This is a genomic window from Stenotrophomonas sp. STK16_22, assembly GCF_051984505.1.
In the GTDB taxonomy this organism is placed as follows: Bacteria; Pseudomonadota; Gammaproteobacteria; order Xanthomonadales; family Xanthomonadaceae; genus Stenotrophomonas; species Stenotrophomonas maltophilia_A.
On record NZ_CP196972.1, the window covers coordinates 330,678 to 349,777 of the forward strand.

18 protein-coding genes are annotated in these 19,100 nt (G+C 67.4%); 9 read left to right on the top strand and 9 right to left on the bottom strand.

Annotated elements, in window-relative coordinates; all coding sequences use genetic code 11:
• Window positions 1-13: 13 nt before the first annotated feature.
• On the bottom strand, window positions 14-373 hold the full coding sequence (locus ACSYAO_RS01485) for a DUF1428 domain-containing protein (protein ID WP_032130337.1): 360 nt from the start codon (window positions 371-373) through the stop codon (window positions 14-16).
• Window positions 374-464: 91 nt separating this feature from the next.
• Window positions 465-2,867 (bottom strand): S9 family peptidase, encoded by a 2,403-nt coding sequence (locus ACSYAO_RS01490; RefSeq protein WP_049462584.1) that lies wholly within the window; start codon window positions 2,865-2,867, stop codon window positions 465-467.
• Window positions 2,868-3,077: 210 nt separating this feature from the next.
• Between ACSYAO_RS01490 and ACSYAO_RS01495 the strand changes: the two genes are divergently transcribed.
• Entirely contained in the window at window positions 3,078-3,650 is a 573-nt protein-coding gene (locus ACSYAO_RS01495) for an OmpO family porin (protein WP_032130335.1), read from the top strand.
• Between the two features lie 190 nt (window positions 3,651-3,840).
• Complete coding sequence (locus ACSYAO_RS01500; RefSeq protein ID WP_049462583.1) at window positions 3,841-4,575, top strand: response regulator transcription factor; 735 nt, start codon at window positions 3,841-3,843, stop codon at window positions 4,573-4,575.
• On the opposite strand, the gene ACSYAO_RS01505 is transcribed toward ACSYAO_RS01500, so the two are convergent.
• Window positions 4,520-4,909 (bottom strand): DUF6165 family protein, encoded by a 390-nt coding sequence (locus ACSYAO_RS01505; protein WP_049462582.1) that lies wholly within the window; start codon window positions 4,907-4,909, stop codon window positions 4,520-4,522. The two genes, ACSYAO_RS01500 and ACSYAO_RS01505, sit on opposite strands and share 56 nt — an antisense overlap.
• Before the next feature lie 179 nt (window positions 4,910-5,088).
• Between ACSYAO_RS01505 and ACSYAO_RS01510 the strand changes: the two genes are divergently transcribed.
• Complete coding sequence (locus ACSYAO_RS01510) at window positions 5,089-5,787, top strand: TorF family putative porin (RefSeq protein WP_049462581.1); 699 nt, start codon at window positions 5,089-5,091, stop codon at window positions 5,785-5,787.
• Here ACSYAO_RS01510 and ACSYAO_RS01515 read toward each other — a convergent pair.
• The gene (locus ACSYAO_RS01515) at window positions 5,784-6,932 is read right to left on the bottom strand and encodes an MFS transporter (protein WP_219631205.1); all 1,149 of its coding nucleotides are present in this window, start codon (window positions 6,930-6,932) and stop codon (window positions 5,784-5,786) included. The genes ACSYAO_RS01510 and ACSYAO_RS01515 overlap by 4 nt on opposite strands.
• Before the next feature lie 144 nt (window positions 6,933-7,076).
• On the opposite strand from ACSYAO_RS01515, the gene ACSYAO_RS01520 reads away from it, so the two are divergent.
• Complete coding sequence (locus ACSYAO_RS01520) at window positions 7,077-7,964, top strand: LysR family transcriptional regulator (protein ID WP_049398095.1); 888 nt, start codon at window positions 7,077-7,079, stop codon at window positions 7,962-7,964.
• On the opposite strand, the gene ACSYAO_RS01525 is transcribed toward ACSYAO_RS01520, so the two are convergent.
• Window positions 7,933-8,400, bottom strand: coding sequence for a DUF1456 family protein (locus ACSYAO_RS01525; protein WP_005411992.1), 468 nt, complete (start codon window positions 8,398-8,400; stop codon window positions 7,933-7,935). The two genes, ACSYAO_RS01520 and ACSYAO_RS01525, sit on opposite strands and share 32 nt — an antisense overlap.
• Window positions 8,401-8,517: 117 nt before the next feature.
• On the opposite strand from ACSYAO_RS01525, the gene ACSYAO_RS01530 reads away from it, so the two are divergent.
• Together ACSYAO_RS01530 and ACSYAO_RS01535 are read left to right on the top strand one after the other, a co-directional pair.
• Entirely contained in the window at window positions 8,518-9,270 is a 753-nt protein-coding gene (locus ACSYAO_RS01530; RefSeq protein WP_019337645.1) for an SDR family NAD(P)-dependent oxidoreductase, read from the top strand.
• A 317-nt stretch (window positions 9,271-9,587) separates the two neighbouring features.
• Window positions 9,588-10,550 carry an IS110 family transposase gene (locus ACSYAO_RS01535; protein ID WP_132808894.1) on the top strand — a complete coding sequence of 321 codons (963 nt, stop codon included), beginning with the start codon at window positions 9,588-9,590 and terminating at the stop codon, window positions 10,548-10,550.
• Between the two features lie 78 nt (window positions 10,551-10,628).
• Here ACSYAO_RS01535 and ACSYAO_RS01540 read toward each other — a convergent pair whose 3' ends face one another.
• The 4 genes from ACSYAO_RS01540 to ACSYAO_RS01555 all read right to left on the bottom strand — a co-directional run bounded on the left by ACSYAO_RS01540 (window position 10,629) and on the right by ACSYAO_RS01555 (window position 14,760).
• Window positions 10,629-11,534, bottom strand: coding sequence for an SPOR domain-containing protein (locus ACSYAO_RS01540; protein ID WP_032130329.1), 906 nt, complete (start codon window positions 11,532-11,534; stop codon window positions 10,629-10,631).
• Between the two features lie 21 nt (window positions 11,535-11,555).
• Window positions 11,556-13,244 carry an arginine--tRNA ligase gene (gene argS, locus ACSYAO_RS01545; protein ID WP_012478915.1) on the bottom strand — a complete coding sequence of 563 codons (1,689 nt, stop codon included), beginning with the start codon at window positions 13,242-13,244 and terminating at the stop codon, window positions 11,556-11,558.
• Window positions 13,245-13,358: 114 nt separating this feature from the next.
• Window positions 13,359-14,063: a RadC family protein gene (gene radC, locus ACSYAO_RS01550; protein WP_032130338.1), complete on the bottom strand. Its 705-nt coding sequence runs from the start codon at window positions 14,061-14,063 to the stop codon at window positions 13,359-13,361.
• Window positions 14,064-14,133: 70 nt separating this feature from the next.
• Window positions 14,134-14,760, bottom strand: a complete 627-nt coding sequence (locus ACSYAO_RS01555) for a response regulator transcription factor (RefSeq protein ID WP_049399051.1) — start codon at window positions 14,758-14,760, stop codon at window positions 14,134-14,136.
• Between the two features lie 228 nt (window positions 14,761-14,988).
• On the opposite strand from ACSYAO_RS01555, the gene coaBC reads away from it, so the two are divergent.
• From coaBC to ACSYAO_RS01570, 3 genes are read left to right on the top strand one after another with little or no spacing between them, the layout of a single operon-like run.
• On the top strand, window positions 14,989-16,251 hold the full coding sequence (gene coaBC / locus ACSYAO_RS01560; protein WP_049462167.1) for a bifunctional phosphopantothenoylcysteine decarboxylase/phosphopantothenate--cysteine ligase CoaBC: 1,263 nt from the start codon (window positions 14,989-14,991) through the stop codon (window positions 16,249-16,251).
• Window positions 16,248-16,721, top strand: coding sequence for a dUTP diphosphatase (gene dut / locus ACSYAO_RS01565; protein WP_049462166.1), 474 nt, complete (start codon window positions 16,248-16,250; stop codon window positions 16,719-16,721). The genes coaBC and dut overlap by 4 nt, the downstream gene beginning before the upstream one ends.
• 12 nt (window positions 16,722-16,733) lie before the next feature.
• Entirely contained in the window at window positions 16,734-19,079 is a 2,346-nt protein-coding gene (locus ACSYAO_RS01570) for a phosphomannomutase/phosphoglucomutase (protein WP_049462165.1), read from the top strand.
• Window positions 19,080-19,100 lie beyond the last annotated feature (21 nt).

The window sequence follows — 19,100 nt, forward strand, 5'->3', positions numbered from 1 at the left end:
ACGTCCGCCCGGTTCAGCGCGTCAGCTCGTAGAGCGGCACGAACCCACCGTAGATCATCCGCGCGCCGTCGAACGGCATCGGATTCGTCGCCGGATCAAACCGCGGGTCTTCCATCATCTTCTTCATGCCGGCGTCGCGGGTCGGCTTGTCTGGCCATTCGATCCAGGAAAACACGACCGTCTCATCCGGCGTGGCTTTCACCGCGCCGAAGAAGTCGGTGGTTTTGCCGTGCGGTACGTCGTCACCCCAGCACTCGACCACGCGCAGCGCGCCGTACTCGATGAAAACGGGATCCCCTGTGCGTGCATGGGCGAGGAACTTCTCTTTGTTGGCGGTGGGCACCGCCAGGACGAAACCATCGATGTAGCTCATTGCCTGCCTCCGGATGGACCGTGCCGCATGCACGGCCTTCAAGTACCCGACGAACCAGGGCGCCGTGGATCGACATCCTGTGTGCGCCTGTTCAGCCCGGCCCACCGGGCAGCGGCGCCAGCACCGTCTCCGGTGGCTGCTGGCCGGCCAGGTGGCGCACGAAGTAGTCCCACATGCGGTGCGTGTAGGTGGCGTCGTTGCGGAACAGTTCGTGGTCCTGCCGGGCCAGGTACAGCAGGTCGTAGCTGCGCTGGGCCTTGTTCAGGGCGGCGGCCAGTTGCAGGGTCAGCGCCGGCGGCGCGTTCTCGTCCAGTTCGCCATAGACCAGCATCAGATGCCCACGCAGGTTGCCGGCCAACGCTGCATTGTCGAGTCCGGCAAAGGGCGCCGGCACGCCATCGGCCAGGGGTGTTGGCGGCAGCACGCCACCGAACAGCCGGTCCATGCCGTGCAATGCACCGCCGTACATGCCCTGGAAATTGTGGCTGCCGGCCGAGGCCACGCCCACCTTGTAGAACGCCGGATAGCGCAGCAGGGCGCGCGCTGCACTGTAACCACCGAACGAATGCCCGTAGATGCCGACCCGCTGCAGGTCGATGCCCCGGTAGCGTTCGCCCAGCTGGCGCAGCGCAGCCACATGGTCATCCAGCTGCACATCTGCCCCGTGCAGGAAGCTGCTGTCATGGAACGCCTTGTCGCGGCCACCGGTGCCGCGCGCGTCGATGCTGACCACCACGAAGCCCAGTTCGGTCAGGCTGGCGCGTGACACCGGATTCAAGGCGGACACCGCCTCGGCGTAGGTCACCGGCGCATTGCTGACGAAGGAGCCACCGTACATCGCGTCGATCACCGGAAAGCGGCCGTCGTCGCGATAGTCGCGGGGCAGGTAGACGGTGGCGAAGATCGGCGTTCGCCCATCGGCGGCCAGCAGCCGCTCGCGCCGTGGGGGGCGCCAGCCGGCAGCAACGATCGCGCTGTTATCGGCTGTTTCCAGCACCATCACTTCACGGCCGTCATCGCTGGCCCGCAGCACGGTGCGTGGTGGCTGGTCGAGACGGGAAACGGTATCCACCAGATAGCCACCGCCAGGCGACAGCGCCTGGGGGGCGCGCCCGCCGAACAACGCGCCGGTGCCGGCATCGGCCAGATGGTCGTTGCCATCGGCGGCCAGGCGCTGGACCGGTCCCCCCTGCAGCGATACACGGTACAGGCCGCGTACGTAGGGGTCGCCACCGTGGACGCCGCCGGCGCTGAAGTACGCCCAGCCACCTGCCGCATCTACGCCCAGCAGGTCGCGCACCGCCCATTGGCCGCGGGTGAGCTGGCGCAGCACCTTGCCGTCGGACAGGCGGACCCGGTACAGATGGCCCCAGCCATCGCGCTGCGAGAACCACACCGCCGCGTCCTGGCCGGGCAGGATGGCCACCGCTGGCCGGTTGTAGGAATACACGTTGAGCTGCAGGCGGGTGTCGCTGGCCTCTTCCAGAACCGTGCGCAACGCGCCGCTGTTGGCATCGATCTCCAGCAGGCGCAGCCTGCGCGGTGCGCCGAAGTGCGCGATCACGGCATACAACCGGTCGCCGTCCCAGCCGAGTACGCCGGCTTCGCTGAGGGTGTTCCAGCCTTCCGGCAAGGCGATGTCATGCTGCTGGCCATTGCGGGTGTCGACCACATACACGCTGTCGCGCACCTGCCGGGTGTCACCCAGCACCCCCAGCTTCACCGTATGCACGCGCGGCCGCGCGCTGTTGGCCGGGCTGCTTTCCAGATAGGGGTAGTCCTGCAGCGCGCGTTCGTCGTAGCGGATGCCGGCCACGTAGCGACCGTCCGGTGACCAGCCGACCGCGAACGGCCGCGTCGGCATCCGGCCCTGACGGCGGGGAATGCCGCGCAGGGTGAAGTCCGGCAGCACGCCATAGCCATGATTGGATTCACCGCCGCTGGTCAGCGCTCGTGCTGCCGTTCCGGGCGAGTGCAGCCACAGGTTGTGATCGCGTACCTGCAGCCAGGCATCACCGCCGGGCGATGGCAGTGCATCGGCCGCTGGCGCTGCATCCTGCGAAGGCACGCACTGCAGGCGTGGCCATTGACAGCTGATCGCCGCCTCGCCGTTGAACTGCAGGCGCAGGCCTCCATCCAGTACCTGCACGTTGTTCAAGCGCAGGCGTGGTCCGCTGGCGCCGAGAGGTGCAACCGCAGCGTCCAGCGCATCGGGTTCGAACAGGATCTGGCGTGTGGCCTGGACTGGATCGACCAGTACCGCCTGGCGCCGGCCCTGCGTGGTTTCGCGTTCGTACCAGAAGCGCCCATCGGCCAGCCAGTGGGGCAGCACCGAAGCATTGCGCAGCGCACCGCGAAGGTGACTGTCATGCACGCGTTCGGCGCGCTGGTAGTCAGCGGCCTGCAGTGCGTGCGCAGCGTGGATCGGAAACAGGGCAGCGCATGCCAGGAGCGCGGCGCGAACAGGCACCAGCGGCGGATCGGAAACGTACAAGGCAACCTCCTGTTGCAATCGACGACGAATCACAAATGCACGCGCGCCGCGCGCGTATGCCAGAGACAGCCTGAATCAAGGCAAAAAATTCAGCAATGCGAAGACCGCTGTTTTCAGGGAGCGTTGTGGCGAATAACGGAGAATTTACATTCCCGATGCGATGGCGCCCTGGCGCTGCTGCACACCATAAGAAAGTAAAGGTGTACCCCCATGAAGAATTCGCTGATTGCTCTGGCCCTGGCCGCTGCCCTGCCGTTCACCGCCTCGGCTGCTGAGAACCTGTCGTACAACTACGCCGAAGCCGACTACGCCAAGACCGACATCGACGCGTTCAAGGCCGACGGCTGGGGCGTGAAGGGTTCGTACGGCTTCCTGCCGAACTTCCACGCTTTCGGTGAGTACAGCCGCCAGGAAATCGACCACACCAACATCAAGCTGGACCAGTGGAAGATCGGCGCCGGCTACAACGTTGAAATCGCTCCGACCACCGACTTCGTTGCCCGCGTTGCCTACCAGAAGCGCGACCAGAAGCACGGCCTGGACTTCAACGGTTACAGCGCTGAAGCCGGTATCCGTACCGCCTTCGGTGCCCACGCCGAAGTCTACGGCATGGTCGGCTACGAAGATTTCTCGAAGAAGCACGGCATCAATCCGGAAGGCCAGTGGTACGGCCGCCTGGGTGGTCAGGTCAAGCTGAACCAGAACTGGGGCCTGAACGGCGAGCTGAAGATGAACCGCGACGGCGACAAGGAATACACCGTCGGCCCGCGCTTCAGCTGGTAATTGCTTCCTCGGCGCGCCTGCGCGCCGAAGATGCCTCGACAGGCCCGGCCCATGCCGGGCCTGTTGCGTTTCCGGCTGGGCAAACGCTACCTGACCGTGGCGCGGCGGAAGGGCGGCATTGCAACGAATTGGATTCCGCAGGCGTCGGCTGCGCCCTAGGGTGAGTGGCCTGTTCTGCAGGAATGCAACCATGCCCACGTTTCCGTCGCCCCGAGATTCTCCCTGCCGCCTGTTGCTGCTGGATCCGCACCCGCTGTTGCGGCATGGCGTGCAGGAAGTCCTGGCCCGGCAGGCGGACCTGCAGGTCGATGGAAGCTACGGTCGCAGCGGTGATCTGCTGCAGCGCCTGCAGCAGCAGGCGGCCGCGATCGATCTGCTGCTGGTCGACGCCTTGCCGATCGGTGACAGCGGGGAAGGTCTGGAACTGCTGCGGCACCTATCACGCCATTGGCCGGCAGTGCCGATCCTGGTGTTGTCCGCGCACTGCAACGCGGGTGTCGTGTCCTTGGCCCTGCAGGCCGGTGCGCGCGGATTCCTGTCCAAGGCCTGCGCGCCGCAGACGCTGCTGCGGGCAGTGAGCGTGGTCGCCCGTGGCGGACGCTTCGTGCCGCCGGAACTGCGTGCACAGTTGAACCAGTCCCGCCGGCAACGCCAGCAGCCCGTGCGTCCACCACGGTTGAGTACGCGCGAGCGCACCGTCCTGCAGTGGGTGCTGCGCGGCTGCAGCACCGGCGAGATGGCACGCCGCAGTGGGCGTACAGCCAGCACCATCAGCACGCAGAAGCGAGCGGCTTACCGCAAGCTGGGCATCCGCAACGATGGCGAGCTGTTCCGTTTCCGCCATCTGATCGACGCTGATCGAGGCGGCGTTACTCGCCCTGGTACTGCTTTTCTTCCACCAGCGCCGAACCGGCCACGCGGTTGATCTCGTTCTTCACCTGCACGCGCTCGCCATTGGTGCCATAGACACCACGCGCCAGCTGGATGAACGCATCGTCGAACACCTGGGCTGCTTCCTTGTCGCGCAGCTGGTCCTGGATATCCCACATGCGCTCGTTGATCGTCTTCAGCTGCTGCTTCAGCACGGCCAGTGCCGGCTGTGCCTGCAGCTGCTGCTGCAGCAAGGGCAGCAGGCCGTCCAGCTCGGTGCGGACGTTGGCCAGCTTGGCCACATCGTCGATGCGCTCGGCCTTGATCTCGAGAATGGTGATCTTGTCGATCAGCTCGCCGATCGATACCGGGGTCAGGATGGCGTCCACGCGGTTGGTTCCTGGAAACAAGGCGCCATGATACCGCGCCGCTGGCACGCGGCCCCCGGTCCACGGGATTTACGCCGAATTTGCGCCACGGGCCCGGCAGCACCCTCGATCCGTTACGGCCACCACCTCGACACTGCGTTCCCGGCGGCGCAACCGCCTTCAACGAGGAACACAGTGCAGTGAACAGCAAGGGGATGATGGCGGCAGTGGTGGCCGCCCTGGCAGGGCTGCTCGGCATCGGCAGCGCCCAGGCACAGGTGCAGGTCAGCGGCAGTGCCGCACTGACCAGCGACTACGTGTGGCGTGGCAGCTCGCAGAGCGATGGCGACCCGGCGGTGCAGGCGGGCGCGAAGATCTCGGTCGCATCGGGTTGGTATGCCAGCGTGTGGGGCTCCAACGTTTCGTTCAAACCGGACAATGGCGCGCGCAGCGAGTTCGACCTGGTGGCAGGCTGGTCCGGCGCGCTGGCACCGGACTGGACACTGGATGCCAACCTGACCCGCTATGTGTATCCAGGTACCGGCCGCGCGCTGGACTGGACCGAACTCAATACCACCCTGAACTGGAAGCAGCGCGCCTGGTTGCAGATCGCGCATTCCAACGACGCGTTGGCCGGTGGCCATCGCGGCACCTATGCCCAGCTGGGTGTGCGGGTGCCGCTGCACGAGCGGTTCCGCCTCGAAGCGGCGGTAGGCCAGTACTGGCTGGCCACCGCACAGGGGCCTGATTACCTGCATGGCCAGCTCAGTGCCATCGCCTCGCTGACCCCGGCATGGGAACTGCGCGCCACCGTGCATGACACCGACAACGCAGCGAAGCGGCTGTTTCCGGACAATGCCGGCGGACGCTGGGAGCTGGTGCTGCAGGGCAGCTTCTAGTCAGTCACCGAAGCCTGGCGCGCGCGCAGCGCGCCGGGCAGCCACAGCAGCAGGGCCAGCATGGCCACCGCAGCACCGGCCACGCAGACGCCGGTCCAGCCGAAGCGCTGGTAGACCTGCGCCGACAGCAGCGAACCCAGCGAACCGCCGATGAAGTAGCCGGTCATGTAGCCGGCATTGAGGCGGTTGCGCGCTGCCGGTTGCAGTGCGTAGATCAGGCTCTGGTTACTCACGTGCAGCAGCTGCGCGGCCAGGTCCAGCACCACCACGCCGACCAGCAGCGCCAGCAGCGAGTGTGCCGACAGCCCCAACGGCAGCCATGACAGCAGCAACAGCACCAGCGCGATGGCGGTGGCGCGTCCGGTCTGGCCGCGGTCGGACATGCGCCCGGCCAGGCCCGCAGCCAGCGTGCCGGCGGCACCGACCAGCCCGAACAGGCCGATGGTAGCGTCGCTGTAGGCGTAAGGTGGCTGCGCCAGCAGGAACGCGAGCGGGGTCCAGAAGATCGCGAACATGGCGAAGCTGCAGGCGCCCAGCAGGGTGCGCTGGCGCAGCACCGGCTCCTGCACGAACAGCACGCCGATCGAGCGCAGCAATGCGAAATAACCGAGGCCGGCGCTGTGGTGGAATCGCGGCAGGCCGCGCTGCAGCGCCAGCGCGGCCAGCACCAGGGTGCCGGCGGCGATGGCATACACCAGGCGCCAGTCGCCCAGGCTGGAAAGCAGTCCGGCCACGGTGCGCGCCAGCAGGATGCCCAGCAGCAAGCCACTCATCAATGTGCCGACCACGCGGCCACGATGTTCCGGTGCGGCCAGCGTGGCCGCGAACGGCACCAGTACCTGTGCCACCACCGAGAACAGGCCGGTGATCGCGGTACCCACCAGCAGCCAGGCCAGCGACGGCGCACAGGCACTGATCACCAGCCCGCCGGCGGACAGCAGGCTCATCACCACGATCAGGCGGCGGCGTTCGAACAGGTCACCCAGCGGCACCAGCAGGATCAGTCCGGCGGCATAGCTCAGCTGTGCGGCGGTGACCACCATGCCGACCTGGCCGAACGGCACACCGAAGGCATCGGCGATGGTGTGCAGCAGCGGCTGCGCATAGTAGTTGCTGGCCACGGCCACGCCGGTAGCCACCGACATCAGCAGCACCTGCCAGCGGTGCAGAGGGGGAAGGGACGGACTCACGCGGTGTTCGAGGAAGCGGGGGAGCACAGTGTCCGCCTGCTGCAGTCATGATGGAAATGAATCATCATCATCTCTGTCATCTGAAAATGAGATGGTTGCGTGAATCTCAAGCAGCTCGAGTTCGCCGTCGCCCTGGCCGAGGAGGGCAACTTCACCCGCGCCGCCGAGCGCTGCCACGTGGTGCAGTCCGCGCTCAGTCACCAGATCGCCCATCTTGAGCAGGAACTGGGCACAACGCTGTTCGAGCGCCTGCCGCGCCAGGTGCGGGCCACCGCCGCCGGCGAGGCGCTGCTGGTGCATGCACGCCAGGTGCTGGCCAGCCTGCGCCACCTGCGCGCCGACGTGGCCGCCGTCACTGGCGAGGTGCGTGGCCTGCTGGCGATCGGGCAGATCTCCTCGCTGACCGACATCGATGTGGTGGCGATGCTGGCGGCCTTCCAGCAGGCGCACCCGCAGGTGGAGTTCCAGCTGCGGGTCGACAAGAGCGAGGACCTGATCGCGCAGGTGCAGTCGCGAGAGCTGGACGTGGCGCTGGTCGGATTGGCGCCGTCGGCAGGGCTGGACGGGGTCTGCCACCAGATGCTGCAGGAAGAAGACCTGGTGGCGGTGCTGGCGCCGTCGCACCGCTTGGCCCGCCGCAAGCGGCTGCCATTGACCGAACTGCAGGACGAGGCGCTGGTCGACTTTCCGCGCGGCACCGGTGCGCGGCGGCAGACCGACGATGCCTTCGCTGCCGCTGGCCTGCCGCACACGGTGCGCTTCGAGGTCAATCTGATGGAACTGATCGAGCGCTTCGTCCGCCATGGGCTGGCGGTTGGCATCGTGCCAGCGTTGATCGCCGACGGGTTCCAGGGGGTGGTACAGATTCCGCTGCAGCCGACCCCGACCCGCCGCGTGCACCTGGTCTGGCAGCGACTGCCGACACCGGCGGCGCGGGCGTTCGTCGAGGCCGTGCTCAGCCGCGCAGGCGCAGGCTCAGGCCCTTGAGGAAATTGCGCAGCATCTGGTCCAGGCAGCGCCGGTAGTTAGTGTGCCCGGGCTGGCGGAACAAGGCGCCCACTTCCGACTTGGAGACGTTGAAGCCGGCGCTGGCGAAGATCTCCATCAGATCGACGTCGCGCAGCTGGAAGGCGACGCGCAGCTTCTTCAGCACCAGGTTGTTGTCGATGCGGGTTTCCACCGCACGCTGAGGCTGGCTCTCATCGCGACCGCGCAGGTGCACGATCAGGCCGTCGAGGAAGTGCGCCAGCGCGCTGTCGCTCATCGCTTCGAAACCGGCTTCGTCCTCGCGGCGCAGCCAGGCTTTCACCTGTTCCGGATCCACGGCGAAGGCCGGGTCGGCCATCTGGCACAGGGTCACCACGTGGTGGTCGCCCAGGTCCAGGGAGTAGCGCACGCTGCGCAGGACATCGTTGTTGATCATGGGCCCAATTGTACCGGTCACCCCGACAGGTGGGGCCGGATCTGGCCGATCAGGCAACGCAACCCCCGGCCGACGGTGCCAGAATGGGGGTCTGGTTTTTCCCCCTGGAGTTGCCTGATGACCCGCACTGTCCTGATTACCGGCGCCACGTCCGGCTTCGGCGCCGCCGCCGTCCACCGCTTCGCCCAGGCGGGCTGGAAGGTGATCGCCACCGGCCGCCGCGGCGAACGCCTGCAGCCGCTGGTCGAGCGCTACGGCAAGGACGTGGTGCATGCCGCCGCCTTCGACATCCGCGATCCGGTGGCGATGGAAGCGGCGCTGCTGGCACTGCCGCCGGCCTTCGGCGAGATCGATCTGCTGGTCAACAACGCCGGCCTGGCGCAGGGCACTGCGCCGGCACAGAGCGCCAAGTTGTCGGACTGGACCACGATGATCGACACCAACATCACCGCGCTGGTGACCCTGACCCACCGCCTGCTGCCGCAGCTGGTGGAGCGCAAGGGCGCAATCATCAACATTTCGTCGGTGGCCGGCGTCTACCCGTACCCGGGCGGCAATGCCTACGGTGGCACCAAGGCCTTCGTCAGCCAGTTCTCGCTCGGCCTGCGTTCGGACCTGCACGGCACCGGCGTGCGCGTGACCACGATCGAGCCGGGCATGGCCGAAACCGAGTTCACCGTGGTGCGTACCCATGGCGACCAGGCGGCGTCGGACAAGCTCTATACCGGCGCCAACCCGATGACCGCCGAAGACATCGCCGAACAGATCTTCTGGGTGGCCAGCCTGCCGCCGCACCTGAACATCAATCGCCTGGAACTGATGCCGGTCAGCCAGTCCTTCGCCGGTTTCCAGGTCGCCCGCGAAGGCTGACGGTCATTTGTAGAGTCGAGCCATGCTCGACTGCTCTTCGCCCTTTGTAGAGTCGAGCTTGCTCGACTGCTTTGAACGGCAGTCGAGCAAGCTTGTATGTTCCTCCCGGCTCCTACGCGGTATGTAGGAGCCAGGGTGGAGGGACCGTCAAGCATGCATCTGCGGATACTAGCCGACAGACGAGTCGAGCGATCCCCATCCCGCACACGAACGTCGATAAAGGATCGTACGGCCCCCAAAGGGGATCGTCGATGTAGGCAAGCTAACGTCGGTGCGGTACCACCCCAGCCCCTTAAAGATAGCTGGGAGCCGTACAAATGTCTGATTCTCTCGATATTGGCGTGGACGTGGACTCCAAGGAGTTCGTACCGGCAGTGGCCGACCGCAAGGCCGGCGACAGGATCGCCAACACCCGGGCCGGCATAGCCCAGTGGCTCAACACCTTGCCCCAGCGATGCCGGATTGGCATGGAGGCGACGGGGCGGTACTACGAGTTGTTGGCTCGGATGGCTGGCCAGGCAGGCCACGTTGTCTATGTGATCAATCCACGTCTGATCAAGCACTACGGCCGGGCGACGGGCTCGCGTGGCAAGACGGACGCCATGGACGCCGAAGCGATCGCCCGGTACGTGAAGAAGGAGAACGATCGCCTGCGTGAATACGTACCGCGTACCGATGAGCAGCAGCAGATGCACGATTTGCTGCGCAAGCGGCAGACGCTGGTAAAGACACGCGCGCGCCTGGAGCAATCCTTCGGGGTAAGCAAAAGTGCCCCCGGGGAGCTGTCAGATCTGTTCTGCGCTCTGGCTGGGACGCTGTCCGAGCTGGAAAGCGAACTGCAGCGCTTGGGTCGCGATGGAGAGCATGGCACGCTCTACAAGCGCCTGTTGACCATCCCTGGTATCGGCCCCGCCGTCGCCGCTCACCTGATTTACTACATGACGCGCTGGCCGTTGGCCAACGCCAACGCGTGGATCGCCTGCACCGGCCTGGATCCCCGGCCTAACGAGTCTGGCGGCAGAACGGGACGGCGTCGGCTGTCCAAACAGGGCGCGCCAGTGCTGCGCCAGATGCTCTACATGGCCGCCATGGGGCTCAAGCGGTGTCGTCGGGGGCAACCGCTCTACGACGAGCTGTCAAAACGCGGTCACCCCAGCACCGCCGTCTTCAACATCCTGGCCAGAAAGCTGGCCAGGATCGCCTGGGGTGTCTTCAAAAGCGGCCGGGACTTCGATCCGGCCATGCTGAAGGTGGGTCAAGCCTGCTTCCAGCAGGCTTGACCACGAACATAGGATCTCGACTCTACACAGACAAAAAAAAGCCGGGCTGTGCCCGGCTTTTCATTCACTTCGGCAGACTCACTGTGCCTTGATCGCCATCGCCTGCAGGCCGGTGCCATCCAGCTTCTGCTTGGCTTCAGACAGTTCACCTGCACTGCCATACGGCCCCATGCGCACGCGGTACACGGTCTTGCCGTTGATCTGCGCCGATTCCACGCGTGCCGCCAGGCCCATCATCGCCAGCTTGGCCTTGGTCGCTTCGGCATCGCCGGAGGCACCGAACGCACCCGCCTGCAGGATGTAGCGGGCATTGTCAGCGGCAGCCGGTGCCGCAGCGCCTGCGGTAGTGGCCGCGGTCGGCGCGGTTTCCGCACGCGCTGCCGGAGTGGCGGCGGCGGTGCTGGTCGACGCCGTCGGCGTGCTGGCCGGAGGCGTTGCCGCAGCCGGTCGTTCGCTCAGCGGTGCCGGCAGCGGACGGCTGGTGGCGGTCACCGGTGCGGTGCTGGCCACGCTGGCGGTTGCCGTCGGTGCGGGCGCGGTAGCCGCTGGCGGCGGAACCGGCTTGCCTTCCAGTGCCGCCTGCGCGCGCTGCGCTTCGGCCTTGGCCCGGCGCTGGTCCTCGGCACGCGCGCTGGCGGCCAGTTCGGCGTCGGACATTTCAACTTCCTTGCCCGGCAGCAGGGTGTAGAAGTCGTACTGGGTGGCGGCCGGCTTTTCCGGTTCGGCCGGCTTCGGCGTGGCCGGCTGCGCGGCCGGCTGGGTGCCGACATCGCTGTCGGCATCAGCGACCGGGGCAGGCTGCGCGTTCGGGTTCGGCTGCGGACCGGCGCGAAGGAAGCCATCGCCTTCGCCCTTGAACAGGTTCGGCGCCGCCAGGAACACCACGGCCGCAATCGCCACGCCAGCGACCAGCCACACCCATCCGGGTGTGCCCTGGCTGCTGCTGTTGCGTCGTGCCTGGTTTTTGCCGCGTCGTGCTGCCATGTGTACTGCGTCTCCTGATGCTTACATTTTTTCCGGGGCGCTGACGCCCAGGAGTTCGAGGCCGTTGGCCAGCACCTGGCGCGCGGCGCAGGCCAGGGTCAGCTTGGCGTTGCGATCCGCAGCGTCTTCCACCAGTACCGGCGTCCCGTGATACCACGTGTGGAACGCGTGCGCCAATTCACGCAGGTACTGCGCCACCAGATGCGGTTCCAGCGCCACGCCGGCCGCCTCCACCACTTCCGGGTACCGCGAGATCTCGTTCATCAGCAGCAGCGAGGCGTCGTCGGCCAGGCGGCCGAGGTTGGCCAGGCCATTGCCCTGTTCGTACACCAGGCCCTTCTCCTGTGCCTGGCGCAGCAGGCTGCAGACGCGGGCGTGCGCGTACTGCACGTAGAAGACCGGGTTGTCGTTGCTCTGCTGGCGGGCCAGGTCGATGTCGAAGGTCAGCTGCGAATCGGGCTTGCGCGCGATCAGGAACCAACGGGTGGCATCGCGGCCGGCCTCCTCGATCAGGTCGCGCAGGGTGAAGTAGCTGCCGGCACGCTTGGACAGCTTCACTTCCTCGCCGCCACGCATGACGGTGACCATCTGGTGCAGCACGTACTCCGGCCAGCCCTGCGGGATGCCCACTTCCATCGCCTGCAGGCCGGCGCGCACGCGTGCCAGCGAACCATGGTGATCGGCGCCGAGCTCGGTGATCGCGCGCTCGTAGCCGCGCTGCCACTTGGACAGGTGGTAGGCCACGTCCGGCACGAAGTAGGTGAAGGTGCCGTCGGACTTGCGCATCACGCGGTCCTTGTCGTCACCGAAGTCGGTGCTGCGCAGCCACAGCGCGCCACCTTCTTCATAGGTATGACCCGAGGCCTGCAGCTTGGCGACCGCTTCGGCGACTTTGCCGTCGGCGTACAGCGAGCTTTCCAGGAAATAGATGTCGAAGTCGACGCCGAACGCGGCCAGGTCCAGATTCTGCTCGTTGCGCAGGTAGGCCACGGCGAAGCGACGGATCGCCTGCATGTCGTCCGGGTCCTTGGCGCCGACCACGGTGCTGCCTTCCAGATCGACGCTGGCGCCGGCCATGTAGGCGCGGGCGACGTCGGCGATGTATTCACCGCGGTAGCCGCCTTCCGGCCAGCCGTCCTGGTCCGGCGCGATGCCCTTGATCCGCGCCTGGGTGGACAGCGCCAGGTTCTCGATCTGCACGCCGGCGTCGTTGTAGTAGAACTCACGCTTGGCGTTCCAGCCGTTGGCGTCGAGCACACGCGCCACGCAGTCGCCGATCGCCGCCGCGCGGCCATGGCCGACATGCAGCGGGCCGGTCGGGTTGGCCGACACGTACTCCACGCCCACCGTGCGGCCATTGCCGGACAGGTTGCGGCCGTAGTCGTGGGCTTCCTTGATGACCGACGCGGCTTCACGCTGGTACGCGGCCGGCGCCAGGTGGAAATTGATGAAGCCGGGGCCGGCGATCTCGACCTTGCTGACGTCCTCGCTGCGCGGCAGTGCCTCGACCAGCGCCTGTGCCAGTGCGCGCGGATTGCTGCGCGCGGCCTTGGCCAGCAGCATCGCGGCATTGGTGGCGAAGTCGCCGTGGTCACGGGTCTTCGGGCGCTCGACCACGAAGTCCGGCGGCAGGGAGTCGGCGGGCAGGGTGCCATTGGCGCGCAAGGCTTCGATGCCTTGGCTGATCAGGGCGCGGAGGAGATTTTTCACGAGGCCTGCTGTGAGAATGAGCGGCGGAATCGCCCATTTTAGCGCAGATACCAGCGGCCACGCTGACCGAAACCTGCCTGTGGGGGCGACCGATGGCGCCCGGAGGGCGGGCGCTCAGCCGAACAGGCGGGGCTGGGGCGGCGACAGCAGGCCTCGTTCAGCAAACGAAACGGGGCGGCCCTCACCGACCACGAAGTGGTCCAGCAGGCGCACGTCCACCATCGCCAGTGCCTGCTGCAGTTCGTCGGTGATGCGGGTATCGGCGCTGGAGGGTTCCGGGTCGCCGGAAGGGTGGTTGTGGCTGAGGATCACCGCCGCCGCGTTGTGCAGCAGGGCGCGCCGCACCACTTCGCGGGGGTAGACCGGTGCGGCGTTGATGGTGCCGTGGAACAGCTCCTCGCAGGCGATCAGGCGGTGCCGGTTGTCCAGGAACAGGGCCATGAAGATCTCCCGGGCCTGCCCGCGCAGGCGGTGCTGCAGATAGCGGCCGACCGCGGCCGGGTTGTTGCCGACCGCTTCGCCGTGTTCCAGCTCGGCAGCCAGGTAGCGGTGGGCCAGTTCCAGCCCGGCAGCCAGCGTACAGCTGCGCGCCGGGCCGAGCCCGGGCAGGCGGGCCAGGTCACGCGCGGGGCGGTCCAGCAGCACCCGCAACGGGCCGTGCGCCTGCAGCAGGTCGCGCGCGGTCTGCACGGCATCGCGGCCACCGAACCCGGAGCCGAGAAACAGGGCCAGCAGTTCGGCGTCGGAAAGTGCCGTGGGCCCGCGCGCGATCAGCTTCTCGCGGGGGCGTTCCTGTTCGGGCCAGTCATGGATGGGCATGCCTGCATCATCGCCAGCCTGCGTGACGGCTCCCATCGGTGCATACCGCAGCACCGGGTCGGACGATGCCTCACCCGCGTCGGGTCTGCAGATAGTCGAACAGTTCCTGGTTGTTCTGCAGGCCCAGCTTGCGCTTGGCTTCGGCCTTCTGCCGGCTGATGGTCTTCGGGCTGCGCCCGCAGCGTTCGGCGACGGCATTCACGCTGAGCCCGGTCGCCAGCAGATCCAGCACTTCCTGTTCCCGCGCCGACAGCGGCGACGGTTCGCGTGGAAACAGCAGGTCGCGCGCCTGCAGGTGGTGGCGCAGCTGCTGGGAGACGAAGACCTGCCCGGCCAGTGCGGCGTTCAGTGCCTGCGGCAGTTCGGCGAAATCGGCGCATTTGTCGACCAGCCCACTGATGCCCTCGCGCAGCAGTCCGTCCAGCAGCCCGGGATGGCGGGCGCCGGTCAGCACCACCACCGGCAGCCTGGGGTGACGCACGCGCAGCGCGTCGATCAGCTCTGGACCGTCCGGGCCGTCACCCGGCATCGACAGGTCGGTCAGCACCGCATCGCAGTCGTGGTGGTCCACCAGCTCCAGCAGCTGGGCGCCGTCACGTGCACTGCCGACGATGTCCATCAGGTGGGTCTGCAGCACGATACGGATGCCATGCAGGACCACGGGATGGTCGTCGGCAATGATGATGCGTGGATGCACGAGGCTCCTCGAAGGTCGAACAGGCCACGGCAGACGGCAGCCAATGCCTGATTCTGCAAAAGCGCAGACCCGCAGAGGTATAGGAAAGGTCCGAAACCGATGCCCGGCTAACCCAGGGTCAGGCGCAGCGCGCTCCATCTACTGATAGCTGTCCGCTATGTGCACCCTGCACCGGGACATTACCGACCATCGGGTAAGCTAGCGCCCTCGTTTGCACAGGAATTCCAGGTGGCTGACTCCCCCAACGCTTCCCCCGCGCAGGCCCGCGCGCTGGAAGGTCAGAAACTGCTGTTGTGCGTCGGAGGCGGGATCGCGGCCTACAAGGCCCTGGAACTGGTGCGTCGCCTGCGCGACGCCGGTGCCCAGGTGCAGGTGGCGATGACCGCCGGTGCCCAGCAGTTCGTCACTCCGCTCAGTTTCCAGGCCCTGTCCGGGCAGCCCACCCGCACCACGCTGTGGGACAGCGCCGCCGAACAGGCCATGGGCCACATCGAGCTGGCGCGCTGGGCCGACCGCATCGTGGTTGCCCCGGGAACCGCCGATCTGCTGGCCCGGCTGGCCCAGGGCCACGCCGATGATCTGGTCAGCACCCTGTGCCTGGCCAGTACCGCGCCGCTGACGATCTGCCCGGCGATGAACCACCGCATGTGGCTGCATCCGGCCACCCAGGCCAACATCGCCCTGCTGCGCCAGCGCGGCGCGCAGGTGATCGGCCCGGTCGACGGTCCGCTGGCCGAAGGCGAATCCGGTCCCGGCCGTCTGGCCGAACCGGGCGACATCGTTGCCGCGCTGGCTGCCAATGGCGGTGCTGCAGCGGCGGTTGTCGCACCGGAAACCCGCGCGCTGCAGGGCCTTCGCCTGCTGATCAGCGCTGGCCCGACCTATGAAGACATCGATCCGGTGCGCTACGTCGGCAACCGCAGCAGCGGCAAGATGGGCTTTGCCCTGGCCGCGGCCGCCGCGACGATGGGCGCCCAGGTGGTGCTGGTCAGCGGCCCGGTACAGCTGCCGACGCCGCCCGGCGTGCAGCGCGTCGACGTGCGCTCGGCTGCGCAGATGCGCGATGCCGTGCTGAAGTCGCTGCCGGCCGACATCTATATTGGTGCCGCAGCGGTGTCCGACTACACACCGCGCCAGGTGGCCCAGCAGAAGCTGAAGAAGACCGCCGACAGCCAGTCGCTGGTGATCGAGCTGGTGCGCACGCCGGACATCCTTGCCGAAGTCGCCGCGCAGACCCAGTCGCTGAAGCTGGTGGTCGGCTTCGCCGCCGAGACCCACGACGTGGAGAAATACGCGCGTGGCAAGCTGGTCGACAAGCGCCTCGACCTGGTGATCGCCAACCAGGTCGGCATCAGCGGTGGCGGTTTCGAGAGCGACAACAATGCCGCCACGGCCTTCTGGCAGGACGGTGAACAGGTATTCCCGGCCACCTCCAAGCGTGAGCTGGCCGAACAACTGCTGGCGCTGATCGCGCGGAGACTCCAGGCATGACCCAGGCTTTCACTTCCCTACCGCTGCAGGTCAAGCTGCTCGACCCGCGTTTCGGCGACAGCTGGCCACTGCCGGCCTACGCAACCGAGGCCAGCGCCGGCATGGACCTGCGCGCGGCGCTGGATACCGCGCTGACCCTGCAGCCGGGCGACACCGCGCTGGTGCCCAGCGGCCTGGCCATCCACATCGCCGATCCGCACCTGTGCGCGGTGATCCTGCCGCGCTCGGGGCTGGGCCATCGCCACGGCATCGTGCTCGGCAACGGCACCGGCCTGATCGATGCCGATTACCAGGGCCCGCTGCTGATCAGCGTCTGGAACCGTGGCCGCGAGGCCTTCACCATCGAGCCGGGCGATCGCATCGCGCAGCTGGTGATCGTGCCGATTGCCCGCGTCAGCCTGCAGGTGGTGGATACTTTCACCGACAGCGTGCGGGGAACGGGTGGATTCGGCCATACCGGGGTGCGTTGACAGGGGACATCGATGAGCGGCATCGGGGAAGGACAGCGGGGACGGTCGTTGGGACGCAGTGCGCCACTACTGGGGGTGCTGCTGATCCTGCTGGCCGGCTGGTTCGGATGGAGCGCAGTGCAGCAATGGCGCCAGGAGGCCAACGGCCAGGCGCTGGAAGCTGCACGTGACCAGGCCGTGCAGGGCCTGCAGGAGGCCGCTGCCGGCCAGCTGAAGCAGCTGCAGCAGCAGCTGAAGAACGAGCGCGTGCAGCAGGCGCTGCAGGCCGGTGATGCCGCTGCGGCGGCACTCGCGGTCCGCGAGAGCTGGACCGGCGTCGAGCACGCCGAGGTACTGACGGCCGATCTGGCCAACGCCTACGCCGACCCGGCCGCCTTTGGCTATGCCCGATTGGCGCTGCTGGAAGCGGCATTGGCCGAAGGCAAGCCCAGCCTGCGCGTGGTCCGCGATGGCGGTGGCAATCGCCTGGGCCTGGCAGCGCCGGTTCAACTGGGCAGTCTCGGCCCGGCGGTGCTCTACGTGCGCCAGCCATTGCTGCGGCTGACCTCACCGCTGGACCAGGTGAGTGCGCCATCGGCCGGTTTCCTTGGCCTGCGCCAGGGCGCGCATGACCTCGTCGCCCAGGGCGATGCCGGCCTGGCCGAAAGCGCCGAGGCATTGGCGCGGCCGATTCCGGGGACGCCGTTGCGGCTGGTGGCCGCGGTACCCAATGTCGAACCTGGTCCGCTGGGCCTGGGTTCGCTGGCCAGCGCCATCGTTGCGCTGCTGCTGGCGTTCATCGCCGTGCTGCTGGTGGTGGGGCGCGGCCGCCTGCCGAAGTCGCTGCCGCTGCCGCGCCGGGCGACCGTGGCGGAAGCCGATCATGGCCCGACCCTGAGCGAGAGCCTGCAGATGGCGCCGCCGCCGGTGGCCGAGGCCAGCACAACTGAAAGTGCACCGCCGCCCCCGCCACCGGTTCCGGCCGAGGAACTGGCGGCCGGTATCTTCCGCGCCTACGACATCCGCGGCGTGGTTGGCAGTGAACTGACGCCGAAAACGGCGGCGCTGATCGGCCAGGCCATCGGCACCGTGGCCCTGGAGCAGGGCCTGCGTGAGGTGGTGATCGGCCGCGACGGCCGCCTGTCCGGCCCGGAACTGGCCGCAGGGTTGGCCGAGGGCCTGAGGCGCGCCGGTTGCGCGGTGATCGACATCGGCCTGGCACCGACCCCGGTCGTGTACTACGCCGCCTTCCATCTGCGTACCGGCACCTGCGTGGCGGTCACCGGCAGCCACAACCCGCCCGAGTACAACGGTTTCAAGGTGGTCATCGGCGGCGAGACGCTGTCCGGCGATGCCATCACCGATCTCTACCAGCGCATCATTGAAGGCCGGTTGGTACAGGCCGCCGAGCCGGGCGATTACCAGCAGCGCGATGTCAGCGCCGACTACATCCAGCGCATTGCCGACGACGTGCAGCTGGACCGCCCATTGAAGGTCGTGGCCGATGCCGGCAACGGCGTGGCCGGCGCGCTCGCGCCGCAGCTGCTGGAAGCGATCGGTGCGGAAGTCATCCCGCTGTACTGCGATGTCGACGGTACCTTCCCCAACCATCATCCCGACCCCAGCGAGCCGGCCAACCTGGAAGACCTGGTGCAGACGGTGAAGCGCTTCGGTGCCGATCTCGGCGTCGCCTTCGATGGCGACGGTGACCGCCTGGGCGTGGTCACCGGCGAAGGAAAGATCATCTATGCCGACCGCCTGCTGATGCTGTTCGCCGCCGACGTGCTGATGCGCAATCCGGGCGCGATGGTGATCTACGACGTGAAGTGCACCGGCAAGCTGTCCGACCACGTGCTGCGCAATGGTGGCAGCCCGCTGATGTGGAAGACCGGGCATTCGCTGATGAAGTCGAAGATGCGCGAGACCGATGCCGAGCTGGCTGGCGAGATGAGCGGCCACTTCTTCTTCAAGGAGCGCTGGTTCGGTTTCGACGATGGCCTGTATGCGACTGCGCGCCTGCTGGAGATCCTGGCCCAGCGCGAGGAGACTCCGGACGAGGTACTGGCAGAGCTGCCGGAGATGGTGGCCACGCCGGAGCTGAAGGTGCCGGTGGCCGAAGGCACGCCGCATGCGCTGGTGGCGATGCTGGTGGCGGCGGCGCAGTCGCCGGACAACCCGTATGTGGGCGGTCGGTTGTCGACCATCGACGGCCTGCGCGTGGACTTCCCCGATGGCTGGGGCCTGGTGCGCGCCTCCAACACCACGCCGGTGCTGGTGCTGCGTTTCGAAGGCAATGACGAGGCGGCACTGGAACGCATCCAGGCGCTGTTCCGCAGCCAGTTGCAACCGGTGCTGGGCGACACCCCGCTGGGGTTCTGATTGATCGGGATTGGATCGATC

Bases quoted from the DNA above. Each gene is read 5' to 3' on its own strand.
- ACSYAO_RS01485 (WP_032130337.1), bottom strand. From the start codon at position 373: ATGAGCTACATCGATGGTTTCGTCCTGGCGGTGCCCACCGCCAACAAA.
- ACSYAO_RS01495 (WP_032130335.1), top strand. From the start codon at position 3,078: ATGAAGAATTCGCTGATTGCTCTGGCCCTGGCCGCTGCCCTGCCGTTC.
- ACSYAO_RS01500 (WP_049462583.1), top strand. From the start codon at position 3,841: ATGCCCACGTTTCCGTCGCCCCGAGATTCTCCCTGCCGCCTGTTGCTG.
- ACSYAO_RS01515 (WP_219631205.1), bottom strand. From the start codon at position 6,932: ATGTCGGTGGCTACCGGCGTGGCCGTGGCCAGCAACTACTATGCGCAG.
- ACSYAO_RS01525 (WP_005411992.1), bottom strand. From the start codon at position 8,400: ATGATCAACAACGATGTCCTGCGCAGCGTGCGCTACTCCCTGGACCTG.
- ACSYAO_RS01530 (WP_019337645.1), top strand. From the start codon at position 8,518: ATGACCCGCACTGTCCTGATTACCGGCGCCACGTCCGGCTTCGGCGCC.
- ACSYAO_RS01535 (WP_132808894.1), top strand. From the start codon at position 9,588: ATGTCTGATTCTCTCGATATTGGCGTGGACGTGGACTCCAAGGAGTTC.
- ACSYAO_RS01540 (WP_032130329.1), bottom strand. From the start codon at position 11,534: ATGGCAGCACGACGCGGCAAAAACCAGGCACGACGCAACAGCAGCAGC.
- radC (WP_032130338.1), bottom strand. From the start codon at position 14,063: ATGCCCATCCATGACTGGCCCGAACAGGAACGCCCCCGCGAGAAGCTG.
- dut (WP_049462166.1), top strand. From the start codon at position 16,248: ATGACCCAGGCTTTCACTTCCCTACCGCTGCAGGTCAAGCTGCTCGAC.
- ACSYAO_RS01570 (WP_049462165.1), top strand. From the start codon at position 16,734: ATGAGCGGCATCGGGGAAGGACAGCGGGGACGGTCGTTGGGACGCAGT.